Annotated in this window: 21 protein-coding genes; 16 read left to right on the forward strand and 5 right to left on the reverse strand. The window is 63.0% G+C overall.

What is annotated here, in order from left to right:
* Window positions 1-210 precede the first annotated feature (210 nt).
* The 7 genes from LJY25_RS14925 (at window position 211) to LJY25_RS14955 (ending at window position 5023) form a co-directional block, all read left to right on the forward strand.
* The gene (locus LJY25_RS14925; protein WP_227609150.1) at window positions 211-369 is read left to right on the forward strand and encodes a hypothetical protein; all 159 of its coding nucleotides are present in this window, start codon (window positions 211-213) and stop codon (window positions 367-369) included.
* Window positions 370-415: 46 nt separating this feature from the next.
* A complete protein-coding gene (locus LJY25_RS14930) occupies window positions 416-1090 on the forward strand; it encodes a hypothetical protein (RefSeq protein WP_227609151.1) in 675 nt (224 codons plus the stop codon).
* Between the two features lie 40 nt (window positions 1091-1130).
* Window positions 1131-1799: a hypothetical protein gene (locus tag LJY25_RS14935; RefSeq protein ID WP_227609152.1), complete on the forward strand. Its 669-nt coding sequence runs from the start codon at window positions 1131-1133 to the stop codon at window positions 1797-1799.
* 15 nt (window positions 1800-1814) lie between these two features.
* Window positions 1815-2219 carry a hypothetical protein gene (locus LJY25_RS14940; RefSeq protein WP_227609153.1) on the forward strand — a complete coding sequence of 135 codons (405 nt, stop codon included), beginning with the start codon at window positions 1815-1817 and terminating at the stop codon, window positions 2217-2219.
* 387 nt (window positions 2220-2606) lie between these two features.
* Window positions 2607-3326, forward strand: coding sequence for a (d)CMP kinase (gene cmk, locus LJY25_RS14945; RefSeq protein WP_227609154.1), 720 nt, complete (start codon window positions 2607-2609; stop codon window positions 3324-3326).
* 168 nt (window positions 3327-3494) lie between these two features.
* A complete protein-coding gene (locus LJY25_RS14950) occupies window positions 3495-4382 on the forward strand; it encodes a 4-hydroxy-3-methylbut-2-enyl diphosphate reductase (protein WP_227609155.1) in 888 nt (295 codons plus the stop codon).
* 77 nt (window positions 4383-4459) lie between these two features.
* A complete protein-coding gene (locus tag LJY25_RS14955; RefSeq protein WP_227609156.1) occupies window positions 4460-5023 on the forward strand; it encodes a DUF502 domain-containing protein in 564 nt (187 codons plus the stop codon).
* A 190-nt stretch (window positions 5024-5213) separates the two neighbouring features.
* On the opposite strand, the gene LJY25_RS14960 is transcribed toward LJY25_RS14955, so the two are convergent.
* Together LJY25_RS14960 and LJY25_RS14965 are read right to left on the reverse strand one after the other, a co-directional pair.
* Entirely contained in the window at window positions 5214-6026 is an 813-nt protein-coding gene (locus LJY25_RS14960) for an alpha/beta fold hydrolase (protein ID WP_227609157.1), read from the reverse strand.
* Window positions 6027-6077: 51 nt separating this feature from the next.
* Entirely contained in the window at window positions 6078-6644 is a 567-nt protein-coding gene (locus LJY25_RS14965; protein WP_227609158.1) for an O-acetyl-ADP-ribose deacetylase, read from the reverse strand.
* A gap of 175 nt (window positions 6645-6819) precedes the next feature.
* Between LJY25_RS14965 and LJY25_RS14970 the strand changes: the two genes are divergently transcribed.
* Window positions 6820-7131, forward strand: a complete 312-nt coding sequence (locus tag LJY25_RS14970) for a 2TM domain-containing protein (protein ID WP_227609159.1) — start codon at window positions 6820-6822, stop codon at window positions 7129-7131.
* 67 nt (window positions 7132-7198) lie between these two features.
* Here LJY25_RS14970 and LJY25_RS14975 read toward each other — a convergent pair whose 3' ends face one another.
* Window positions 7199-8329, reverse strand: coding sequence for an MBL fold metallo-hydrolase (locus LJY25_RS14975; protein WP_227609160.1), 1131 nt, complete (start codon window positions 8327-8329; stop codon window positions 7199-7201).
* Window positions 8330-8628: 299 nt separating this feature from the next.
* On the opposite strand from LJY25_RS14975, the gene LJY25_RS14980 reads away from it, so the two are divergent.
* From LJY25_RS14980 to LJY25_RS15015, 8 genes are all read left to right on the forward strand, one after another.
* The gene (locus LJY25_RS14980) at window positions 8629-9105 is read left to right on the forward strand and encodes an ATP-dependent zinc protease family protein (protein ID WP_227609161.1); all 477 of its coding nucleotides are present in this window, start codon (window positions 8629-8631) and stop codon (window positions 9103-9105) included.
* A gap of 63 nt (window positions 9106-9168) precedes the next feature.
* Window positions 9169-10107 (forward strand): 30S ribosomal protein S6--L-glutamate ligase, encoded by a 939-nt coding sequence (rimK, locus tag LJY25_RS14985; protein WP_227609162.1) that lies wholly within the window; start codon window positions 9169-9171, stop codon window positions 10105-10107.
* 128 nt (window positions 10108-10235) lie between these two features.
* On the forward strand, window positions 10236-11225 hold the full coding sequence (locus tag LJY25_RS14990) for a succinylglutamate desuccinylase/aspartoacylase family protein (RefSeq protein ID WP_227609163.1): 990 nt from the start codon (window positions 10236-10238) through the stop codon (window positions 11223-11225).
* Window positions 11222-11782 carry a GNAT family N-acetyltransferase gene (locus tag LJY25_RS14995; protein ID WP_227609164.1) on the forward strand — a complete coding sequence of 187 codons (561 nt, stop codon included), beginning with the start codon at window positions 11222-11224 and terminating at the stop codon, window positions 11780-11782. The genes LJY25_RS14990 and LJY25_RS14995 overlap by 4 nt, the downstream gene beginning before the upstream one ends.
* A gap of 90 nt (window positions 11783-11872) precedes the next feature.
* Entirely contained in the window at window positions 11873-12556 is a 684-nt protein-coding gene (locus tag LJY25_RS15000) for an OmpH family outer membrane protein (RefSeq protein ID WP_227609165.1), read from the forward strand.
* A 187-nt stretch (window positions 12557-12743) separates the two neighbouring features.
* Entirely contained in the window at window positions 12744-15113 is a 2370-nt protein-coding gene (locus LJY25_RS15005; RefSeq protein WP_227609166.1) for a TonB-dependent receptor, read from the forward strand.
* Window positions 15114-15206: 93 nt separating this feature from the next.
* Window positions 15207-16184: a DUF4249 domain-containing protein gene (locus LJY25_RS15010; protein WP_227609167.1), complete on the forward strand. Its 978-nt coding sequence runs from the start codon at window positions 15207-15209 to the stop codon at window positions 16182-16184.
* A gap of 131 nt (window positions 16185-16315) precedes the next feature.
* On the forward strand, window positions 16316-16471 hold the full coding sequence (locus LJY25_RS15015) for a hypothetical protein (protein ID WP_227609168.1): 156 nt from the start codon (window positions 16316-16318) through the stop codon (window positions 16469-16471).
* Between the two features lie 238 nt (window positions 16472-16709).
* Here the strand turns inward: LJY25_RS15015 and LJY25_RS15020 are convergent, their stop codons facing one another.
* Both LJY25_RS15020 and LJY25_RS15025 read right to left on the reverse strand, forming a co-directional pair.
* Window positions 16710-17417, reverse strand: coding sequence for a M23 family metallopeptidase (locus LJY25_RS15020; protein WP_227609169.1), 708 nt, complete (start codon window positions 17415-17417; stop codon window positions 16710-16712).
* A gap of 468 nt (window positions 17418-17885) precedes the next feature.
* Window positions 17886-18416 carry a GAF domain-containing protein gene (locus LJY25_RS15025; protein ID WP_227609170.1) on the reverse strand — a complete coding sequence of 177 codons (531 nt, stop codon included), beginning with the start codon at window positions 18414-18416 and terminating at the stop codon, window positions 17886-17888.
* Window positions 18417-18462: the final 46 nt, after the last annotated feature.

Genomic DNA, 18462 nt, shown 5'->3' on the forward strand with positions numbered 1-18462 from the left:
GGCAACGGCAAAAGGATGGCCTCAGCAGCTACCAGAGGCAGGATTTGGCAGTAGGGAACAAGGCAAGCTGAAGCCCCAGGCTGACCACCGGTAAAATTCGCCGGCAGCCCTGCACGAAAATACCCCAGACTTCTGTTTAGGCAGGGGCCGGGGTGTTTTGCTGTCAAGGCGCGCCGTCTCCGTATATTTCGCCAACCAAAAAAACGTGCTGTGAGAAAATTCGTGATGCTGGGGCTTTCCGCCCTGCTTTGCGCCGGAACGGTAGCTGCCACGAGCTGCTCCCACCGGACGCTACAGCAGAAAAAGACGGCCTCGTACAAGCTCAAATCCAAGCTGGGCAAGGCGCCCTGCCCCTGCGACAGTCACTAACAGACCGCGCAGCTTTCCTTTTATCCTGCCCTCGCCCATTTCGTTTATGAATGAAAAATCTACCCGGAACCGGGCCTTGCTGCTGCTGCTGTTTTTAGTGATTAGCGCCCCGGTACGGGCTCAGATTGGCGCCGTTATGGCCCTGGCGCGTATCGGAACATCGGTAGCCATCAACTCCATGATGGACCAGACCTTCAGGATCAACGGAAGCGGGGGCTATCAGCTTACTTCCGCCGGGGAGTGGGTGCCGGCCGAACGGCTGGAGCTGTCTTCCAAAGGCCTGATGATCGGGAAGGGGAAAGCCGCTCGCGAACTGACCCTTACCGACTTCAGCCAGACCATTATCCGCGGCGACACCTTTGCCATCCTGCGGGGCGTGCAGTTTCCCGGCGCGGCCGTCGATCCGCAGGCCGCACCGCTTTTCGCGAAGCGCACCTGGCACCACCCGCAGGCCGAGCTGTACGAGTTTGTTTCCGGCAGCGGCGCCGTACCCCTGCTGCGCTTTCCCGACGGCTCCGCGGTGATGGTGCCCGTGAAGAAAAAGGAGTTTCAGTACACTATGCTGGCCTTGGTAGGCGACCATCCGACCCTGGCCCGGCAGCTGCAGGCCAACGAGCTGAGCTCGGTCCACCTGCGGGAGATTTTGCGGGCTTACCTGACCTGGAAGCCGGCGGGCCTGACCAAGCCGGCTCCGACCGCGCTGTACCTGCCGGAGAAATAGTGCGTATCACCTGGGTATGAATCGACTTGCCTGTACCGCTGTGGTGCTTCTTGCCGGCTCGCTGCCGCGCGTTGCCCCGGCCCAGCGTCAGGGACCGGCAGGTTTTCCACCACCCACGCCCGCGCCCACCGAGGACCCGGCCCTGCACCGGGGCAGCCGGGGGCTCAGCGGCTCCTTTCAGAGCACCGACAACACCTGGCACCCCGGGCAGATTCAGGGCTGGACCCGCGACCGGGTGTACCTGACCGATGCCGGTGCCCGGACCTATCGGGCTTACTTTCCGGCCCAGGTCAAGCGGTTCGTGGTAGCGCCTGGCGACACGTTCAATGTCGTGCGCGACGTTGTCGTGACCAGCGGGACCATGTTCCGGCGGCGCCAGATCGTACCCGAAGCCTTTGCCCAGCAGCTGTTTCGCGGGGCGGGCTATACGCTGCTCAGCTACCAGCGTAACGATGGGCCCGACAACCTGCTGAGCTGGACCACCCGCCGCCTGCTGCTCCGCCAGCCCGACGGCACCGTGCTGGTGCTGCCCGCCAACGGCCGTAAGTGCCGCCAGCTCCTGCTCACGCTGCTCCGCGACGACGCAGCCCTGGCCGGGACACCCCCAACCAGCCGCTTCCGGCCCTGGCGCGACGCCCGGCAGCTGCTGGCTGCGTATACCGACCGGAAAATCAACCTCGCCCTGCGCCCCACCGGGGGCGGGCAGTAACCTCATTTTGTCTTTATGTCCGACGCACCCGAGTCCCCCATTGCCGCCCTCTACGCCGCCGCCGAAGCCGTGCGGCAGCAGTTGCAGCTTGCCACCTACGACGAAGCCGCCGTGCAGCGCCTGGCCGGGTTTATCGAAGAGCAGCGCCCCCTGCTGAAGCCCGACAACCACGAAAGCGTGGCTACGGCCCTGGGGTGCTTTCTGGGTCAGTGCATGGTGCAGGTGTTCGGGGGCGAGTGGGCAGCCGGCCCCGATGGGTCGACCGGCGTTGGGATTCAGGGCAAGCACTTCTTTAACCCGTTCTACCGGGTAGCCGAGCAGCTGGCCCGGGGAGAGAAAGAGTCGGTAGCCATGTTCTTTGCCGGCATTCCGGCCCGGCTTGCGGCGCCGCAGGGGCGGAAAGGCTGGATTCCGGGTTGATTCTTTTTCCCTGCTGACCTGCGATGAAGTCGGCGCAAACCCGGCAGACACGCAAAACAGGATGGCTGGAATCAGTATTTCTTGCGGAAATTTCGACACCGGCGCGTGTTAGATTAACTTGAATGCCAACGGGTTATGTCATGGCGCCGAACAAGTACGTACTTTAGGCCGCGGGGCGCGGGCTTTCCGAGTTGGTAGATCATCCGTAGCTTTGAAGGCCGCAGGCATGGTTGCGCAACCGGGGCCCGGGATGAAGGTTTGCTGAAAAGCCTTTTTCCGGGAGCTGCGGGGCGCGGCCTGTGGCACCCACCAGAAAATCCGGTGCGCCCGCTACCTTTTTAGCTTCGGTACGTTAGTGCCGGAGTTCCGCCCACTGCCGACCCTGACATGAAAAAAATCGTCATAGCCATCGACGGCCACTCTTCGTGCGGTAAAAGCACCACCGCCAAACTCGTGGCCGCCGAGCTGGGCTATGCCTACATCGATACCGGAGCCATGTACCGGGCCGTGACGCTGTACCTGCTCGAAAACAACATCGGCTTCGACGACCTGGCCCGCATCGAGCAGGCGCTGCAGCAGATGCACATTGCCTTCAAGCGCAACCGCCGCACGGGCCGCAACGAGCTGTGCCTCGACGGGGTAATCCGGGAAGACGAAATCCGCGAGATGCGCATCTCCAACCTCGTGAGCGAGGTATCGGTGATTCCGGCCGTGCGCCACGAGCTGGTGCGGCAGCAGCAGCGCATGGGCCGCAAGCGGGGCGTGGTGATGGACGGCCGCGACATTGGCACCACCGTGTTTCCCGACGCTGAGGTAAAGCTGTTCATGACGGCCGATACCTACACGCGGGCCCTGCGCCGGCAGCAGGAGCTGGCCGACAAGGGCGAGAATATACCCCTCGACGATATCGTGGCCAACCTTACCAAGCGCGACCACATCGACTCGACCCGGGCCGAAAGCCCCCTGCGCCGGGCCTCCGACGCCATCCTGCTCGACACCTCCCACATCACCATCGACGAGCAGGTTGACTTTGTGCTGGAGCGGGTGTCGGCGGCGCTGTTCGCCCACGCCGTACAGCTGACCGGCAACACCCCGCAGGGGCACTAGGCGCAGCAAGCCAAAATCCACAGTATTACGTACGTACCATCAGCGCCGGGCCCTGGCCCGGCCGCGTGGGTAGAATTTTGGCATTGGCCCGGAAACACGCCGGTTATACGGCCAAGGGCGTGAATATTGCTTGGTAAACCGGTATCTTTGCAAGGCTGAAAAAGATCTATGACCGTTACCATCGATAAGAATTCCGGATATTGCTTTGGGGTCGAATTCGCCATTCAGATGGCGGAGGATGAGCTGGCCAACGAGCCTACCCTGTATTGCCTCGGCGACATCGTGCACAACAGCATGGAGGTGGAGCGCCTGCACCAGCAGGGGCTGCGCATTATCGGCCGGGAGCAGCTACAGGAGCTGCACGACTGCAAAGTGCTGATCCGGGCCCACGGGGAGCCGCCGGAAACCTACGCTCTGGCGCTGCGCAACAACCTGGAGCTCATCGATGCGTCCTGCCCGGTTGTATTGAAGCTGCAGAACCGCGTTAAGCACGCCTTCGATACCACCAACCGGCAGCAAGGTCAGATCGTGATTTACGGGGAGCCGGGCCACGCGGAGGTAGCGGGCCTGAACGGGCAGACCGGCAACCGGTCCATTATCGTGATGAAGGAAGAAGACCTCGACCAGATCGACTTTACCCGCCCCGTCACGCTCTTCAGCCAGACCACCAAAAGCACGAAAGGCTTCTACCGGATGAAGGAGCTGATTGAAGAGCGCATTACCGCCGCCGGGGGGGAGCTGACTTCCTTCGACGCCAACGACAGCATCTGCCGGCAGGTCAGCAACCGGGAGCCGGCCCTCACCAGGTTTGCCGCCCAGCACGACGTAATCGTATTCGTGAGCGGGCGCAAGAGCTCCAACGGCAAGGCGCTGTTCGGGGTGGTAAGTCAGCACAACGCCCGCAGCTATTTCGTGGAAAACGACGAGGAGCTGGACGAGGCCTGGTTTCAGAACGTCGGGTCAGTGGGCATCTGCGGGGCTACCAGCACGCCCATGTGGCTGATGCAGCGCGTGGCCGACCGGATTGCCCAGATCGGCGAGGTGCAGCCGGCCTAGCAGTAGCCGGCGCCATTCCGATTTGCTTTGTTTCCTGCCCGGCCGGCTTCGGCCGGGCATTCTTTTGCCTTCCCGTCATGCGCTCCTTTTTCAAGTACTTTCTGAACGGATTTCTGATTGTGGCGCCGGTAGCGCTGACCATCTACATCCTGTACTCCGCCATCCATTGGCTCGACGACCTGTTCAACCTCTATGAGCTGCCCGGGCTGGGCCACGTACCGGGCCTGGGGCTGCTGACGGCCATTCTGGTATTTACGCTGGTCGGCTACATTGCCAAGTCGTTTATGGTCCGGCCGTTTCTGCTGGTGGCCGAGCGGGTGCTGCACCGCACGCCCCTGGTCAGCATCATCTACTCCAGCCTCAAAGACCTGTTCGACGCCTTTGTAGGCGATAATCAGAAGTTCAACCGGCCGGTGCTGGTGCGCGTGAATGAGGAAGCCCAGTGCTACAAGATGGGCTTCGTGACCCAGGAAAGCATGGCGGTCATCAACCACGAAGCCCTGCTGGCCGTGTACTTTCCGCACTCTTATAATTTCTCGGGTGAGCTGATGCTGGTGCCGTCCGAAAACGTGACGTTCCTGGACCTGCCCAGCAGCGAAGTCATGAAGTTTATCGTTTCCGGCGGCGTGTCGCGGTTGTAAGCAGCCGGTGGGGAATCAGGGCGCGCTGGCCGAGCCTGTCGTGCGGAACCGCATGCAGGGAAGTTTGGCATAGCAAGCCCCGCCGTACGCGTACGACGGGGCTTTTTGAGGGTATTCTACCCGGCGAATTCCCGACGTGCTTTGCCCGGCACCCACGCAATAGCAGGCCCAGCCGCATCCGCACCACTGCTCACCACTTCACTTCCTCGGGGTGCTGGCGCAGGTAGGCGGCTACGTCGTAGATAAGGCCGGCGTGGCCGGTTTCGAGCAATACCGTGTGGGCCCGTTGAAGCGAGGCAATGAACTGCTGCAGGCCGGCGTGCGGAATCACCCGGTCGTGGCGGCCCAGAAAGAACGTGACGGGGGTGGGCTGGCGGTTGAGCAGGGCAGCCAGGTGCTTTACATCAAAAACGAGCTGCCGGAACCCGACCCAGCTGCGGTACACGCGCAGACGCTTCTCGCGGTTTTCCAGCTGCCACCGCGCAAAGCTGACCAGGTTGGGATGCACCAGCCGGCGCTGTCCCAGTGCCCCGATAAAGCGCAGCAGCCGCTCGGGCCGCAGCACGGCCTGGCCCAGAATGCCCCGCATCCAGGGCGGGTAAGTTGCCAGGGAGTACCAGAACTGGGGCCGGATGCCGTCCGGAGCAATCAACCAGAGCTGCTCCACCCGGTCGGGAAAGGCTTCCAGAGTGGTGAGGGCGAACTTGGCGCCCATACTGAAGGCCAGCAGCCCAAACGAGGTGATATTCCGTTCCTGCAAAAACTGCTCAATCAGCCCGGACAGTCGCTTTTTGGTGAGGGGTGTATCCGTCTTCGCCAGTCGGCTCTGGCCGTGGTAAAACAGGTCGAACGAATACAGGGTGACGTTCAGGCTGCCCAGCACCGAGGCCACGGTGCGCCAGTGGCTTTCCTGCTGCCCGTAGCCGTGAAACGCCAGAATGATGCGCGGGCCCCGGCCATAGACCTCGTAGTGCAGCCGCGTACGCCCTGATTCAACGAACATAGACCGAAAGACAAGTGAGAAGGTGACACATGGCGCCGCAGATGCCGAAAGTCAGCGGCTCAGTTCCTGCTCGTACAGCTGCCGGGACTCTTCGTCGAAGGTGACGAAAACCACGGTTTGGGGCCGGGCATGCCGGGCCAGAAACTTGCGCACCTCGCGCACCGCCACGGAGGCCGCTTCGTCCTTAGGGTAGCCATACGCGCCGGTGCTGATACCGGGGAAGCTCACGCTGTCGAGGTTGTTTTCGGCGGCCAGCAACAGGCTGTTACGGTAGCAGGCAGCCAGCAGATCGGGCTCTCCCAGCAGGCCGCCGTGCCAGATCGGGCCCACGGTGTGAATCACCCGCCCGGCTGGCAGCTTGCCCCCGGTGGTAATGACGGCCTGGCCGGTGGGCAGACCGTCCGGATAGTCGGCGAGGCGGATGCGGCGGCACTCCTCCACAATGGCGGGCCCGCCTTCGCGGTGGATGGCCCCGTCGACGCCCCCGCCGCCGAGGATGGAGGCGTTGGCTGCATTGACAATTGCCGCCGTGTCGACCCGGGTGATGTCGCCGCGGTACAGCATAATCCGGTCGAACGGCTGGGCTTCAGAGCGCCAGGAGGCTGGGGTGGAGGCCATAGATAGGGGTGGTAAGGCAGTGGATAAGGGCACGTGAGCCGGCTACGGAACTAACGTTTCATCCTGTCTATTCAGCATTTCAACCCGAAAGGTTGCCGTCTGGGAGGATTGAAATAGGCAAGCAGAACCGTAGTTTCTAGCTTTTGCCTTCCTTACAACCAAACGTTTTCTCCCGATGGAAGCCTCCAACCGTGACCCCCAGCTGTGGCGCATGGCAAAGTCCCGCGCCAAGTTCAAGTCCCACCTGTTCACCTACCTGGCCGTGAACAGCCTGCTCTGGATTATCTGGGCGCTGACCGACCGGCACACCGGCGGGCACGGCAACCGCTATTTCTCTACTCCCTGGCCGCTGTGGTCCACGGCATTCTGGGGATTCGGCGTGCTCATGAACGGCATCGGCACCTACGGCGGGTTCGGCCGCAGCCGCCAGTCGGAGCGCGAGTACGAACGACTGGTGCGCCAGCGGGCAGAAGGGAGTAAGGCTTAGTTGTCAGTTGCTAGTTGTTAGTAGACTAACAACTAGCAACTGACAACTGACAACTGCCAGCCACGCCCTAAATCCCCCACCACCAGGTTGTTTGGGGCAGCGCGCCAACGCCCGGTGTTACGGGCTGCCCCAGCTCGGGCGTGGTGACGGGCAGCAGGAGGCGGCCGGCCTCAGCCGTGGCCCGCGTCACCGACTCATTCCAGGGGTGGTTGGCCTCGGTGAAGGCTCCCCAGTGTACCGGCAGCAGCAGGCGGCCCCGCACGTCGAGCGTGGCCTGCACCGTCTGCTCCGGCATCATGTGAATCTGGGCCCAGTTGGCGTCGTACTGCCCGCACTCCATCAGCGCCACGTCGAACGGCCCGTGCTGCTGGCCGATGGCGCGGAAGTGGGGGCCGTAGCCCCCGTCACCGCTGTAGAATACCCGCTTGGTCGCGGATTTCATAACCCAGGAGCTCCACGACGTGGAGTTGCGGTTGGTAAGCCCCCGCCCTGAGAAGTGCCGGGCCGGGGTACTCACGATGGTCAGGCCCGGCAGCCGCACCGAGTCGCCCCAGTCCAGTTCCCGGATCCGGGACGAGTCGACGCCCCAGCGGAGCAGGTGGGCCCCCACACCCAGGGGCACGTAGAAGTGAGCGACCTTGTCCTTGAGCTGGCGGATGGTTTTATAGTCGAGGTGGTCGTAGTGGTCGTGGGAGATAAGCACCGCGTCGATGGCCGGGAGCTGCCCGGCGGTAATGGCCAGCTCGGAATTGTAGCGCTTGGGCGTGGCCCAGGCCACCGGCCCCATCTTCACGCTCAGCATCGGGTCGAGCAGGATATTCTTACCGGCAATTTCCACCAGGCTGGCCGAGTGCCCGAACCACGTCACCCGCAGCAGGTCCGCCGGTTTCCGCAGCAGGCTGAGCGGGTCGAGGGGCTGGGTGGGCAGCGGAGCTGCCGGTGCCGTGTTTTCTTTTTTTCGGAACAGGAAGTCCCACGCCACCGACAGTGTACTGGCGCCGGTCATCACCTCGGTGGGCACGAGGTTTTTAAACTCACCATCCTGGTAGTGCCCGGAGCGGGCGTAGGCCCGGCGCTGGGCCTTCGTGGGCTTACCGCCCAGTTCGGGGCTGAGGTTGGCAAAGGCCACGCCCGCCAGCAGCAGCACGACGGCCAGGGTGGCGAGCAACTGGGCAATGAGTTTCCAGGGTTTACGCATACGCAGGGAAGAAATAAGCAGCCGGCACAGCGGGCCGGCAAAGTAGGAGAGCCTGCCAGGAAAGACGAGCCGTGGCCCCGGATACTTTATCCGGCCCGGTTCACCCTGGCGTAACCTTTCTGCCGGCATTGAGTTTTGAGCATCACCAGCCGGGCAGGCTTTGTCCTTCCCGACCTCAGCCCGCTCAGGCTGCCTCCACTCATTTCGGTGTGCCAGACGGCTCACTCGTTAAACTCAAAAATCAGCGCATCAGCACATTTTTCACATTCGCACATCCGTCTGACTATCTTGCCCGCACCATGAAAAAGCCACGGGTAATGAAGCGCACGGTAGGCCGGCGCGAGTTGGTTGATTTTCCCGAGTTCCAGATCTGGGGCATTGAGGCCAAAGTCGATACCGGGGCCTACACCGGGGCCATTCACTGCTCCGACATCCACGTAGAAACCCGGCCCGACGGGCGGGAAGTGCTGCACGTGCGGCTACTCGACCTCGACCACCCCAACGTCCACGGTTCCCCTCTCACCTTCGACGAATTCTCATTACGCGACATCAAAAGCTCCAACGGCGACGTGCAGGAGCGCTACGTCATTCAAACCTCCATCCGGCTGTTTGGCGAAGACGTCATCACCGAATTCTCGTTGTCCGACCGCTCCGACATGAAATACCCGGTGCTGATTGGCCGGCTGCTGCTGCGCCGGGCCCGGCTGATCGTGGACGTAGCGCGGCGCAACGTGTCCTATAAAAGCAGTGAGCTACTCCGCCAGCCCCGTTCCTGAGGCATTTTCCGTATTTTTCGGCCGCTCCGGCTTCCTTATCCACCCCTTTTTAGATTTCCTCCGATGAAACTGGCGATTCTGTCGCGCGAGCCGAAGCTGTATTCGACCACCCGCCTGGTGCAGGCCGCCGAAGCACGCGGACACCAGGCCGTGGTCATCGACCATCTGCAGTGCAACCTCGTGCTTGAAAAAGGCGCCCCCGGCATCATCTACAAAGGCGCGCCCCTTGAGAAGTTTGACGCTGTGATTCCCCGCATCGGCGCGTCCGTCACGTTCTACGGCACGGCCGTGGTGCGGCAGTTCGAGATGATGAAGGTGCGCACCGCCGTCGACAGCCAGTCAATTATCCGCTCCCGCGACAAGCTCCGCTCGATGCAGGTGCTGGCCCGGGCCGGGGTGGGCATGCCCAAAACGGCCTTCACCAACTACTCCGACGAAGTGCCCCAGATGATCCGGCAGGTGGGCGGGGCCCCGGTTATCATCAAGCTGCTCGAAGGCACCCAGGGCCTGGGCGTGGTCTTGGCCGAAACCGAAAAGGCGGCCCAGTCGGTGATTGAAGCGTTTCATAACCTCAAGGCCCGCATCATCGTGCAGGAGTTCGTGGCCGAAAGCAAGGGCGCCGACCTGCGCGCCTTCGTGGTAAACGGCGAAGTGGTGGGCGCCATGAAGCGGCAGGGCAAGGAAGGCGAGTTCCGCTCGAACCTGCACCGGGGCGGCACCGGCACCCTCGTCAAGCTAAGCCGGGCCGAAAAAGCCGCCGCCCTGCTGGCGGCCAAGTCGCTGGGGCTGAGCATTGCCGGCGTCGACATGCTGCAAAGCAAGCGGGGGCCGCTCGTGCTGGAAGTTAATTCCTCGCCCGGCCTGGAAGGCATCGAAAAAGCCACCGGCCTCAACATTGCCGGCAAAATCATCGAGTACACCGAGCAGCTGATCGACAAAAAGAAAGTCAAGGACGTTAAGCCCAAAGCGCCGGCGCCGATGCCCGACCACCAGGCAGAGTAGTTTTTTTAGCTACAAGCTACAAGCCGCAAGCTCCAAGCTTTTTTGCTCTGTCATCCTGAACCCAGCGAACCAGAGGTCGACGTTTACAAAAGCTTGCAGCTTGTAGCTTGCGGCTTATAGCTCAAAGAATGCCCCACGCCACGCCGCCCGCCGACCTGCTGATTAACGGCCTGACCATCCGGCCGGGCGAGCGGGTGCTGACCCGACTGGTAATTTCCAAGCTGCCCTCCGGGACCGTTATCGACGTGCCCGTACATGTGTTTCGCTCCACCGAGCCGGGGCCCACGGTGCTGCTCATGGCGGGCATGCACGGCGACGAGGTGAACGGCATCGAAACCATCCGGCGCCTGATCCGCCGCGACCAGCTGCGGCCTTTGTGCGGAACCATTATTGCCATTCCCATCCTCAACATCTACGGCTTTCTGAACTTCTCCCGGGAAGTGCCCGACGGCAAGGACGTAAACCGCAGCTTTCCCGGTCACCCGCGCGGCTCCCTGGCCAGCCGCGTAGCGCACCGGTTTATGCGGGAGGTAATGCCCCTGGTCGACTACGGCATCGATTTCCACACCGGCGGAGCCGCCCGCAGCAACTATTCCCAGGTGCGCTGCCAGCTCGGCATTCCTGAAAACGACGCCCTGGCTGCCGCTTTTGCCGCGCCGTTCACCCTGCACTCGGCCCTGCGGCCCGGCTCCCTGCGCGAGGCGGCCTGGAAGCAGCAGAAGTCCATTATCGTGTACGAGACCGGGGAGTCGCTGCGGCTGGAAGAGGCCGGCATCGAGCGGGCCCTTGAGGGCACGTTTCGGGTGTTAAAGCATCTGGGCATGTTGGCCGAGGCCCCGGCGGCGGCCCGGCCCACCATCGTGTGCATGCGCCACACCTGGCTCCGGGCCCGGTTTGCGGGCCTGTTCCGCAGCCACGTGCAGAACGGGCAGTACCTTGAGAAAGGGCAGACCTACGGCAGCGTGGCCGACCCCTACGGCGAAATGGCAGTGCGGCTCGAGTCGCCGGTGGCCGGCTACGTCATCGGGCTCAACCACATGCCGGTGGTAAACCAGGGCGACGCGCTGCTGCACATCGGGGTGCCCGAAGTGCGCCCCGAAACGCCGGCTGCCGGATGAACAGCGCGTTTGAGTGGTCCGCCGGCCGCGTCCGGCTCCGCACTTTCCGGCCTGCCGACCAGTCCCGGTTCCTGGCGTACCGTGCCGACCCTGAGGTGGCCCGCTACCAGAGCTGGGAGCCGTATTCGGCGGAGCAGGCCACTGCGTTTGTCCTTGAGCAAAGCCAGGCCCCGATTCCCGCCCCGCCCGGCACCTGGGTGCAGATTGGCATTGCCCTGCTGGCAACCGACGAGCTGATCGGGGACTGCGCGCTCTGCCTGTCGGCCGACAACCCCCGGCTGGCGGAGGTGGGCTTCACGGTGGCGGCGCCGTGGCAGGGGCATGGCTACGGCCGCGAGGCCGTACGGGCGCTGCTAAACTTCTGCTTCGGGGAGCTGGGCCTGCACCGCGTAATGGCCATTACCGACTGTTTGAACACCGGGTCGGTGCGGCTGCTGGAAAGCGTGGGAATGCGGCGCGAGGGACACTTCCGGCAGCACGTCTGGTTTAAGGGCCGGTGGAGCGACGAGTACCTGTACGCCCTGCTGGGAGAGGAGTGGCCCGCGGGAAACAAGTAAAAAGCGCCGGCACCTGCGGGTTTTTTTGCGTTTCTTTGAAGGCTGGTTTGCCGTGGCGGCCGGTTTTTGCGTCTTCCCTTCACTTTCCCAATGAATAATACCTTTCGCCTGATTCTCGACGCGGTACTCGTCGTGGCCATTGCCGTTCTGTTTTACCTGCACTTCGCCGACAAGCGCGCCGCCGCGCCCGCCAAGTCAGTAGCCTCCACAACGGCCGTCGTTTCGTCGGATGCCGACACAACAGACACTGAAGACAACGAGCTGCCACCGGCCGATACGGCTGCCCTGACCCCGGCCCCGGCTCCTAGCGCCAACGTCGAAAAAGTAGCCTACGTGGAGTCGAGCAAGCTGCTCGACGGCTACAAGGGCATGCAGGACGCCCGCAAGAGCTTCGAGGCCAAGGCCCGCGGCTGGGAAAAGCAGAACCAGAACATGCTGGCCGGCTTCCAGGCGGCCGTGCAGAAGTACCAGAAAGAAGCCGACGGCCTGACCGCCGAGCAGCGTGCCGCCACCGAGCAGCGCCTCCAGGCCCAGCAGGGGCAGATTGCCCAGCAGCAGGACCGCCTCCGCCAGCAGGCCGCCGAGGAAGAAGCCAAGATGAGCCAGCAGGTGCTGGAGCGCGTGAACAAGCTGATTGAGAAGTACGGCAAGGACAACGGCTACAAGCTGATCCTGATTGCCGCCCCCAGCGGCACCATTGCTTACGGCCGCAAGGACCTCGACATCACCGACGCCGTGGTAAAGCACCTGAACGCCGCCTACAAGCGCAAATAGCCTGTTCTGCCCACCCGGGCTACTAATTCCGAAAGCCGGTCGTTTCCAAGCGGCCGGCTTTTTTTGTGGGGGCAGGCAACCAGCCGGCCGCTTCCGGCCTCCTCTACGCAGAGCGTAGGGGCCGCCTTCCCCAAGCCAGCGCCTCCGCTACGCCGTCATCCTGCCGCATTCACGAGCAACATACCGTATGACTTCACCTTTTCGCCTGATTCTGCTGGGCCTGGGTTTGCTGACCGCCCCGGCTGCCCTGGCCCAGCAGCCCGGCCGCTTCACCATCAGCGGACACGTGCGCGACGGCGCCACCGGGGAAAGCCTGATTGGGGTGGCCGTGGTAAACCCCGCCACCGGGCAGGGCACCGCCACCAACACCTACGGCTTCTACTCCCTGACGTTGCCCGCCGCCGACTCGGTGAAGCTGCTGGTGTCGTACCTGGGCTACGAAAAGCAGCGCCTGGGCCTGAAAGCCGACCGCAGCCTGACGTATGACGTGCGCCTGAAGCCCCTGTCGGCGGAGCTGAGCGGGGTGGAAGTCGTGGGCAGCCGGGAAGAGAAGATTTCGCGCAGCACCCGCATGGGCACCATCAACGTGCCGGTAAGTCAGATCAAGCTGCTGCCGGCTTTGTTCGGCGAAACCGACGTGCTGAAGGTGCTGCAGCTGCTGCCGGGCGTGCAGAGCGGGAGCGAGGGCAGCAGCGGCCTGTACGTGCGCGGCGGCTCCCCCGACCAGAACCTGATTTTGCTCGACGGCACCCCGGTCTACAACGCGGCCCACCTGTTCGGCTTCTTCTCGGTGTTCAATGCCGATGCCATCAAGAACGTGGAGCTGATCAAGGGTGGCTTCCCGGCCCGGTACGGCGGCCGCTTGTCGTCGGTGCTCGACATCTCGATGAAGGAAGGCAACATGGAGAAGTTCCACGGCGAAGGGGCCGTGGGTATCATTGCCTCCCGCATCACCCTGGAAGGACCGATCAAGAAAGACACCGCGTCCTTTATCTTCTCGGCCCGTCGCACCTACATCGACGTGCTCACCCAGCCCCTGGTCAAGCTGGCTACCGAGGGCGTGAGTGCCGGCTACTACTTCTACGACCTCAACGGCAAGCTGAACTGGAAAGTCGGGGCCCGGGACCGGCTCTACCTGAGCGGCTACGCCGGCAACGACAAGTTCTACGCCGACACCGAGGAAAAGCGCGGGGAGGAGTACGACCGGCTCGACAGCGGCCTGGGCTGGGGCAACCGCACCGCCGCCCTGCGCTGGAACCGCGTGGTGAACGACCGGCTGTTCATGAACACCCACCTCACTTACACCCGCTACCAGTTTCTGGTGGGAGTAGAGTCGGAAAACCGCTACTACCAGGGCACCGACCTGAAAACCGACAAGTTTTCCCTGGCTTACCTGTCCAACATCCAGGACTGGAGCATCAAGCAGGACTACGACTTCGTGCCCAACCCCAACCACTACGTGCGCTTCGGAGGGCAGTACATTCTGCACCAGTTCCGGCCCGGCGCCGTGCAGGCCAAGGGCGACCTGGGCGTGCCCACCGACGAGGTGAATATCGGGAGCCGGGTGCGGGCCAGCGAGGCCGGCCTGTACGTGGAGGACGACTACCGGGTGAGCGAGCGGCTGAAGGTGAACCTGGGCGTGCGCTACAACACGTTCCTGGTGAATAAGAAGGTGTACCACTCGCCCGAGCCCCGGGTGTCGGCCCGCTTTATGCTGACCGAGGACGTGTCGCTGAAGGCTTCCTACGCCCGCACCTCCCAGTTTATTCACCTGCTCACCAACAGCGGCATCGGCCTGCCCACCGACCTGTGGGTGCCGGCCACGGCGAAGATCAAGCCCCAGACGGCCCAGCAGTTTGCCGTAGGCGCGGCCAAGGACCTGCGCTTCCACGACGAGGACTTCGAGTTGAGCTTCGAGGCCTACTACAAGCCGATGAACAACCTGATCGAGTTCCGGGAGGGCGCCGACTTCCTGGGCACCACTGACAGCGACTGGGAGTCGAAGGTCACGAGCGGGCAGGGCTGGGCCTACGGCGGGGAGGTATTCCTGCAGAAGAAGTCGGGCAAGACGACGGGCTGGATCGGCTACACCCTGGCCTGGAGCAACCGCAAGTTTCCGGAGCTCAACCAAGGGCGCCTGTACCCCTACAAATATGACCGGCGCCACGACGCATCCCTGGTCGTGATTCACCAGTTCAGCCCCACGCTCACCTTGTCGGGCACCTGGGTGTACGGCACCGGCAACGCCACCACGCTCTCGCAGGGGCGCTACCAGCTCGGACCCTTCGACGACTTCGAGGACTACGGTCCGCGCAACTCCTACCGCATGCGCGCCTACCACCGCCTGGACCTGGACCTGAGCCACACCAAAAAGAAGAAGTGGGGCGAAATCGTGAACAGCTTCAGCCTCTACAACGCCTACAGCCGCAAGAATCCCTTTTACATCTACCTCGACCAGGGCTATAGCACCCCGTCGGGCGGCATGGTGGAGGCCGTGTACAAGCAGGTGTCCCTGTTCCCCATCATTCCCTCCTTCAGCAAAAGCTTTAAGTTTTAAGTGAATTGTTGATTGCTAATGGTTGATTGGTTCTGGCATTTCCCGACAATCAACCACTAACAATCAACAATCAGCAATCAACAGACATCCGCTATGAAACCCACGCTGACTCTCGCCACTACCCTGGCTACGCTGGCCCTGAGCGCCTGCGAAACCACGCTGACGCTGCCCGAGCCCCCGCACACGCCCAGCGTGGCCCTGAAGTATACGCTGCCCAACAACACCACCGACTCATCCTACAACGAGCTTTATGACCAGCGCCGGCTTTACGTGAGCAATAGCCAGCGCGTATTCTCAACTGCTCCGCTGACCGGCCGCACCGATGCCACCGTGGAAATCCGCGACGCGGCCGGCACGGTGGTGGAGCGGTTCCGGCCGGTAGGTCAGAGGGGGCAGTTTCCGGGCCCGCCCGGCTTTTACGCGCCCACGATGGGCTTGCAGACTCAGCCGGGGCAGACCTATACCCTGCGAGCCACCGTGCCCGGCCTGCCCCCGGCCGAAAGCACGCTGACGATGCCGGCGCCGGCAGTGGTGGAAAGCGGCAGCTTCGTGCTTCGCACCGGCACCAGCCCCGGCGGTAACCCCGACGAGCGGCGCGGCCGCCTGACCGTGGTGCTACAGGATAATGCTGCTACGACGGACTACTACATGGCCTACGCCCGGGTGCTCGACCGTCAGGGCCAGCCCGGCGGGTGGTCATCAGTGCAGCTGGACTACGACAGCCAGCTCAGCGTGGCCGGGGTAGGGCAGTTTGGGTTGTCGAGCACCCAGCAGGAGTATAGCCTATACCCGTTTTCGGACGCCGGCGTGAACGGGCAGCGCCTGACTTTGCTTTCCGACGTCATGTTCTATCCCGAGCGGTGCCCGGGCGGCTGCCCCGACCCGGGCTTTATCGAAGTGCGCATCAGCAGCATCACGGCCGATACCTATAACTTCTTTCTTTCCCGGCGCCGCTATTACGACAGCTCGGGCAACCCCCTGGCTGAACCTGCCCCGCTGGTGTCCAACATCCGGCCCGGCTACGGCCTGTTCGGGGGCGCCACCGATATGACGTACCGCATTGCCCTGTAGCAGCAGCGGGGGTGCTTAAACACCAAGCCGTTGGCAGCAGCTAACTCCCGCACCGCGCGTGGTGCTGCCTCACCTGCCTTCGTCATAAAAACCGCCCGTTTCTGCTTCTGCTGACTCTTCTGGCCTTCCAGGTGCTGCTGGGCTGCGTAGCCGCGGTGCCCATCGCCCTCGGCATGGAGCCCACCTACCGGCCCCAACCCGTGCATTACCGCTGCCCGGTGCGGGTGGTGCGGCCGGCTCCGGTTATGGTAACTCCCCGGCGCGCGGTAGAACCCCGCCCGTACTAACACTGCCCCTACGGCCGCGTGATTGTAGTGCGGTAGGAACCCACAGCACTATGGACTGGGCAGGGTTGCCAGAACTTAAAGAGCCAACGCCGGCCCGTGTTGTCATCTTTCCCGGATGCCGTCATCTACTTGCTACGAGCCTTCCGGGGAGAGGGCCGTAGCCGTTGCCACCGCTCAGGTTGCCCCCGCCCAATCAGCTTGGAGCCGGCGTAGTACTGATAAAACACGGCCGGTAAGCTTAGGGTACCGCGTTTAACTGCTTTCTGGTTATCAGGTCGTAATGTAAATGAGGGGCCGTGGTGCGGCCGCTGTTGCCGCATTCTCCTACTTTGATGCCGGCCTGGACCCGGTCGCCCCTTTTCACTTGCAGGCTGCCCTGACGCAGGTGGCCGAGAAATGAATATTCACCGCTCGTGTGCTGAATCACCACGTAGTTCCCAAACTCAGCAGTCGGATGAAATTTGCCCACTGCGTTATCCGGAACCGTGTCCAGGCAGGCCACGACCTTGCCTGCCGCCGGGGCCAGCACGGGAGAGCCGAAACAGGCAAAATCAGTAAGCTGAACCTTCTCGCCGCGGGACGCCCGCCAAATCAAGAGGCTGTCAGAGGCAGGCATCAAGTCCATGGCGAAGCGCTGGTGCGCGTACGCGGCGTGATAATTCTGCGCGACGGTGGGCCCGCCCCAGAATACGATCCACTCCCCCTGGAAAGGCAGGCTCAATTTGGTCCGGGGGCGGTAGTCACTGACTGGGGTCTGGGCTACCCATCCCGCATCCGACGCGGCAAAGCTGCTGATCTGAAAGTTGCCCGGGCGCATGACCCACTTCACGTAGTACGTGACCCCATCGCGGGCACCGATACCATACTGATAGACCGAGACCAGCGTATCATTGCGCGAGACACTGTCGCTGAGCACCCGCTCGAACCCGGGCAGCACAGGCAGCACCTGGGCGCGTAAGGCAGCCCAGCTGCCTGGGGTCGGGAAGCGCCGGCGACCGCGGGGACTAAGTGCCGCCCATAAGCTATCAGACTTCCCGGCAAAAAACCAGTTGGTGTACACCTGCGCCCGCGCAATGGCTGCCTGATCAGCGATGGGGCGAGTTACTGAGCGGGTAGGTGATGTTGCCGATGCAAGCTGCAAAGGGGCGGCGCACGTAGTCAGCACAAGCAGGGGCCCTATAGCCAATACTAGCCTGGCAAAGACCGACCAGAAGAAAGCAGAATAAGTATTCGGCATTGGCGTGAGGTCGCGGTGAGGACTGAAGGTAAAGCTTACGTGAATGCCCCGCTCTTGCCGGCAGGTCGTCGCCTGTTGGTGCTGCCCCACGGAGGAGTTGGCAGCTTAAAGTGGCCCGAATCGTTGATAGCTACGCCGGTGAAACTCCCAATCACCAAGGTCGCTTTAATAAACTAGCTAACCAGACCCAACCTCGTGCATATACGCTTGCACCACGGGTAGAAACAGCGGTACGACGGCGTTCAGGAAGTCGCGTTCCGCGGACGTCCAATGGTGAGGGTGGCCAAAAACGCAGGGCTGCAAAATGCCCCACAGCCGGTCGTGCTCGGTGATGTGGGCGTGCACCAGGGCCCGGTGGCCAAAGGTGGTGCGCTCAAAGTCCTGGTTCAGCACTTCCGGCCCCGCCTCGGTTACGTCGTCCACGAACACGGACGGCTTGGCGGCCAGGGCGGCCCGAAACAAGGGGTCAATGGTCGGCAGCTCACCGGTGTCGTCCTGCCAGTCGTGGCGCGGGTCGGGCACTGCCTCATCCAGGCGCCACACGAAGGCAATCCGGCCCCGGCCCAGGTCTGGGTTGCGCACGTACAGAAAGCAGCGGTCGGCGCGCAGGTACGGACCGACCAGCTCGAGGGCCTGCTGCAGCCGGTCGGCCGGTGGGGCATTGGTGGTGAGCAGGACTTCGAGGGCAGCGAGGGGAGGATCGAACATAGCCGGGGAGGGGCCGTGGGAAGTAACTCCGGCCCGGCCCTGCATA

Source organism: Hymenobacter translucens (genome assembly GCF_020685205.1).
Taxonomy (GTDB): Bacteria; Bacteroidota; Bacteroidia; order Cytophagales; family Hymenobacteraceae; genus Hymenobacter; species Hymenobacter translucens.

Coding starts and splice junctions, on each gene's coding strand:
- LJY25_RS14930 (WP_227609151.1), top strand. CDS start 416: ATGAATGAAAAATCTACCCGGAACCGGGCCTTGCTGCTGCTGCTGTTT.
- LJY25_RS14940 (WP_227609153.1), top strand. CDS start 1,815: ATGTCCGACGCACCCGAGTCCCCCATTGCCGCCCTCTACGCCGCCGCC.
- cmk (WP_227609154.1), top strand. CDS start 2,607: ATGAAAAAAATCGTCATAGCCATCGACGGCCACTCTTCGTGCGGTAAA.
- LJY25_RS14950 (WP_227609155.1), top strand. CDS start 3,495: ATGACCGTTACCATCGATAAGAATTCCGGATATTGCTTTGGGGTCGAA.
- LJY25_RS14955 (WP_227609156.1), top strand. CDS start 4,460: ATGCGCTCCTTTTTCAAGTACTTTCTGAACGGATTTCTGATTGTGGCG.
- LJY25_RS14960 (WP_227609157.1), bottom strand. CDS start 6,026: ATGTTCGTTGAATCAGGGCGTACGCGGCTGCACTACGAGGTCTATGGC.
- LJY25_RS14965 (WP_227609158.1), bottom strand. CDS start 6,644: ATGGCCTCCACCCCAGCCTCCTGGCGCTCTGAAGCCCAGCCGTTCGAC.
- LJY25_RS14970 (WP_227609159.1), top strand. CDS start 6,820: ATGGAAGCCTCCAACCGTGACCCCCAGCTGTGGCGCATGGCAAAGTCC.
- LJY25_RS14975 (WP_227609160.1), bottom strand. CDS start 8,329: ATGCGTAAACCCTGGAAACTCATTGCCCAGTTGCTCGCCACCCTGGCC.
- LJY25_RS14980 (WP_227609161.1), top strand. CDS start 8,629: ATGAAAAAGCCACGGGTAATGAAGCGCACGGTAGGCCGGCGCGAGTTG.
- rimK (WP_227609162.1), top strand. CDS start 9,169: ATGAAACTGGCGATTCTGTCGCGCGAGCCGAAGCTGTATTCGACCACC.
- LJY25_RS14990 (WP_227609163.1), top strand. CDS start 10,236: ATGCCCCACGCCACGCCGCCCGCCGACCTGCTGATTAACGGCCTGACC.
- LJY25_RS14995 (WP_227609164.1), top strand. CDS start 11,222: ATGAACAGCGCGTTTGAGTGGTCCGCCGGCCGCGTCCGGCTCCGCACT.
- LJY25_RS15000 (WP_227609165.1), top strand. CDS start 11,873: ATGAATAATACCTTTCGCCTGATTCTCGACGCGGTACTCGTCGTGGCC.
- LJY25_RS15005 (WP_227609166.1), top strand. CDS start 12,744: ATGACTTCACCTTTTCGCCTGATTCTGCTGGGCCTGGGTTTGCTGACC.
- LJY25_RS15010 (WP_227609167.1), top strand. CDS start 15,207: ATGAAACCCACGCTGACTCTCGCCACTACCCTGGCTACGCTGGCCCTG.
- LJY25_RS15025 (WP_227609170.1), bottom strand. CDS start 18,416: ATGTTCGATCCTCCCCTCGCTGCCCTCGAAGTCCTGCTCACCACCAAT.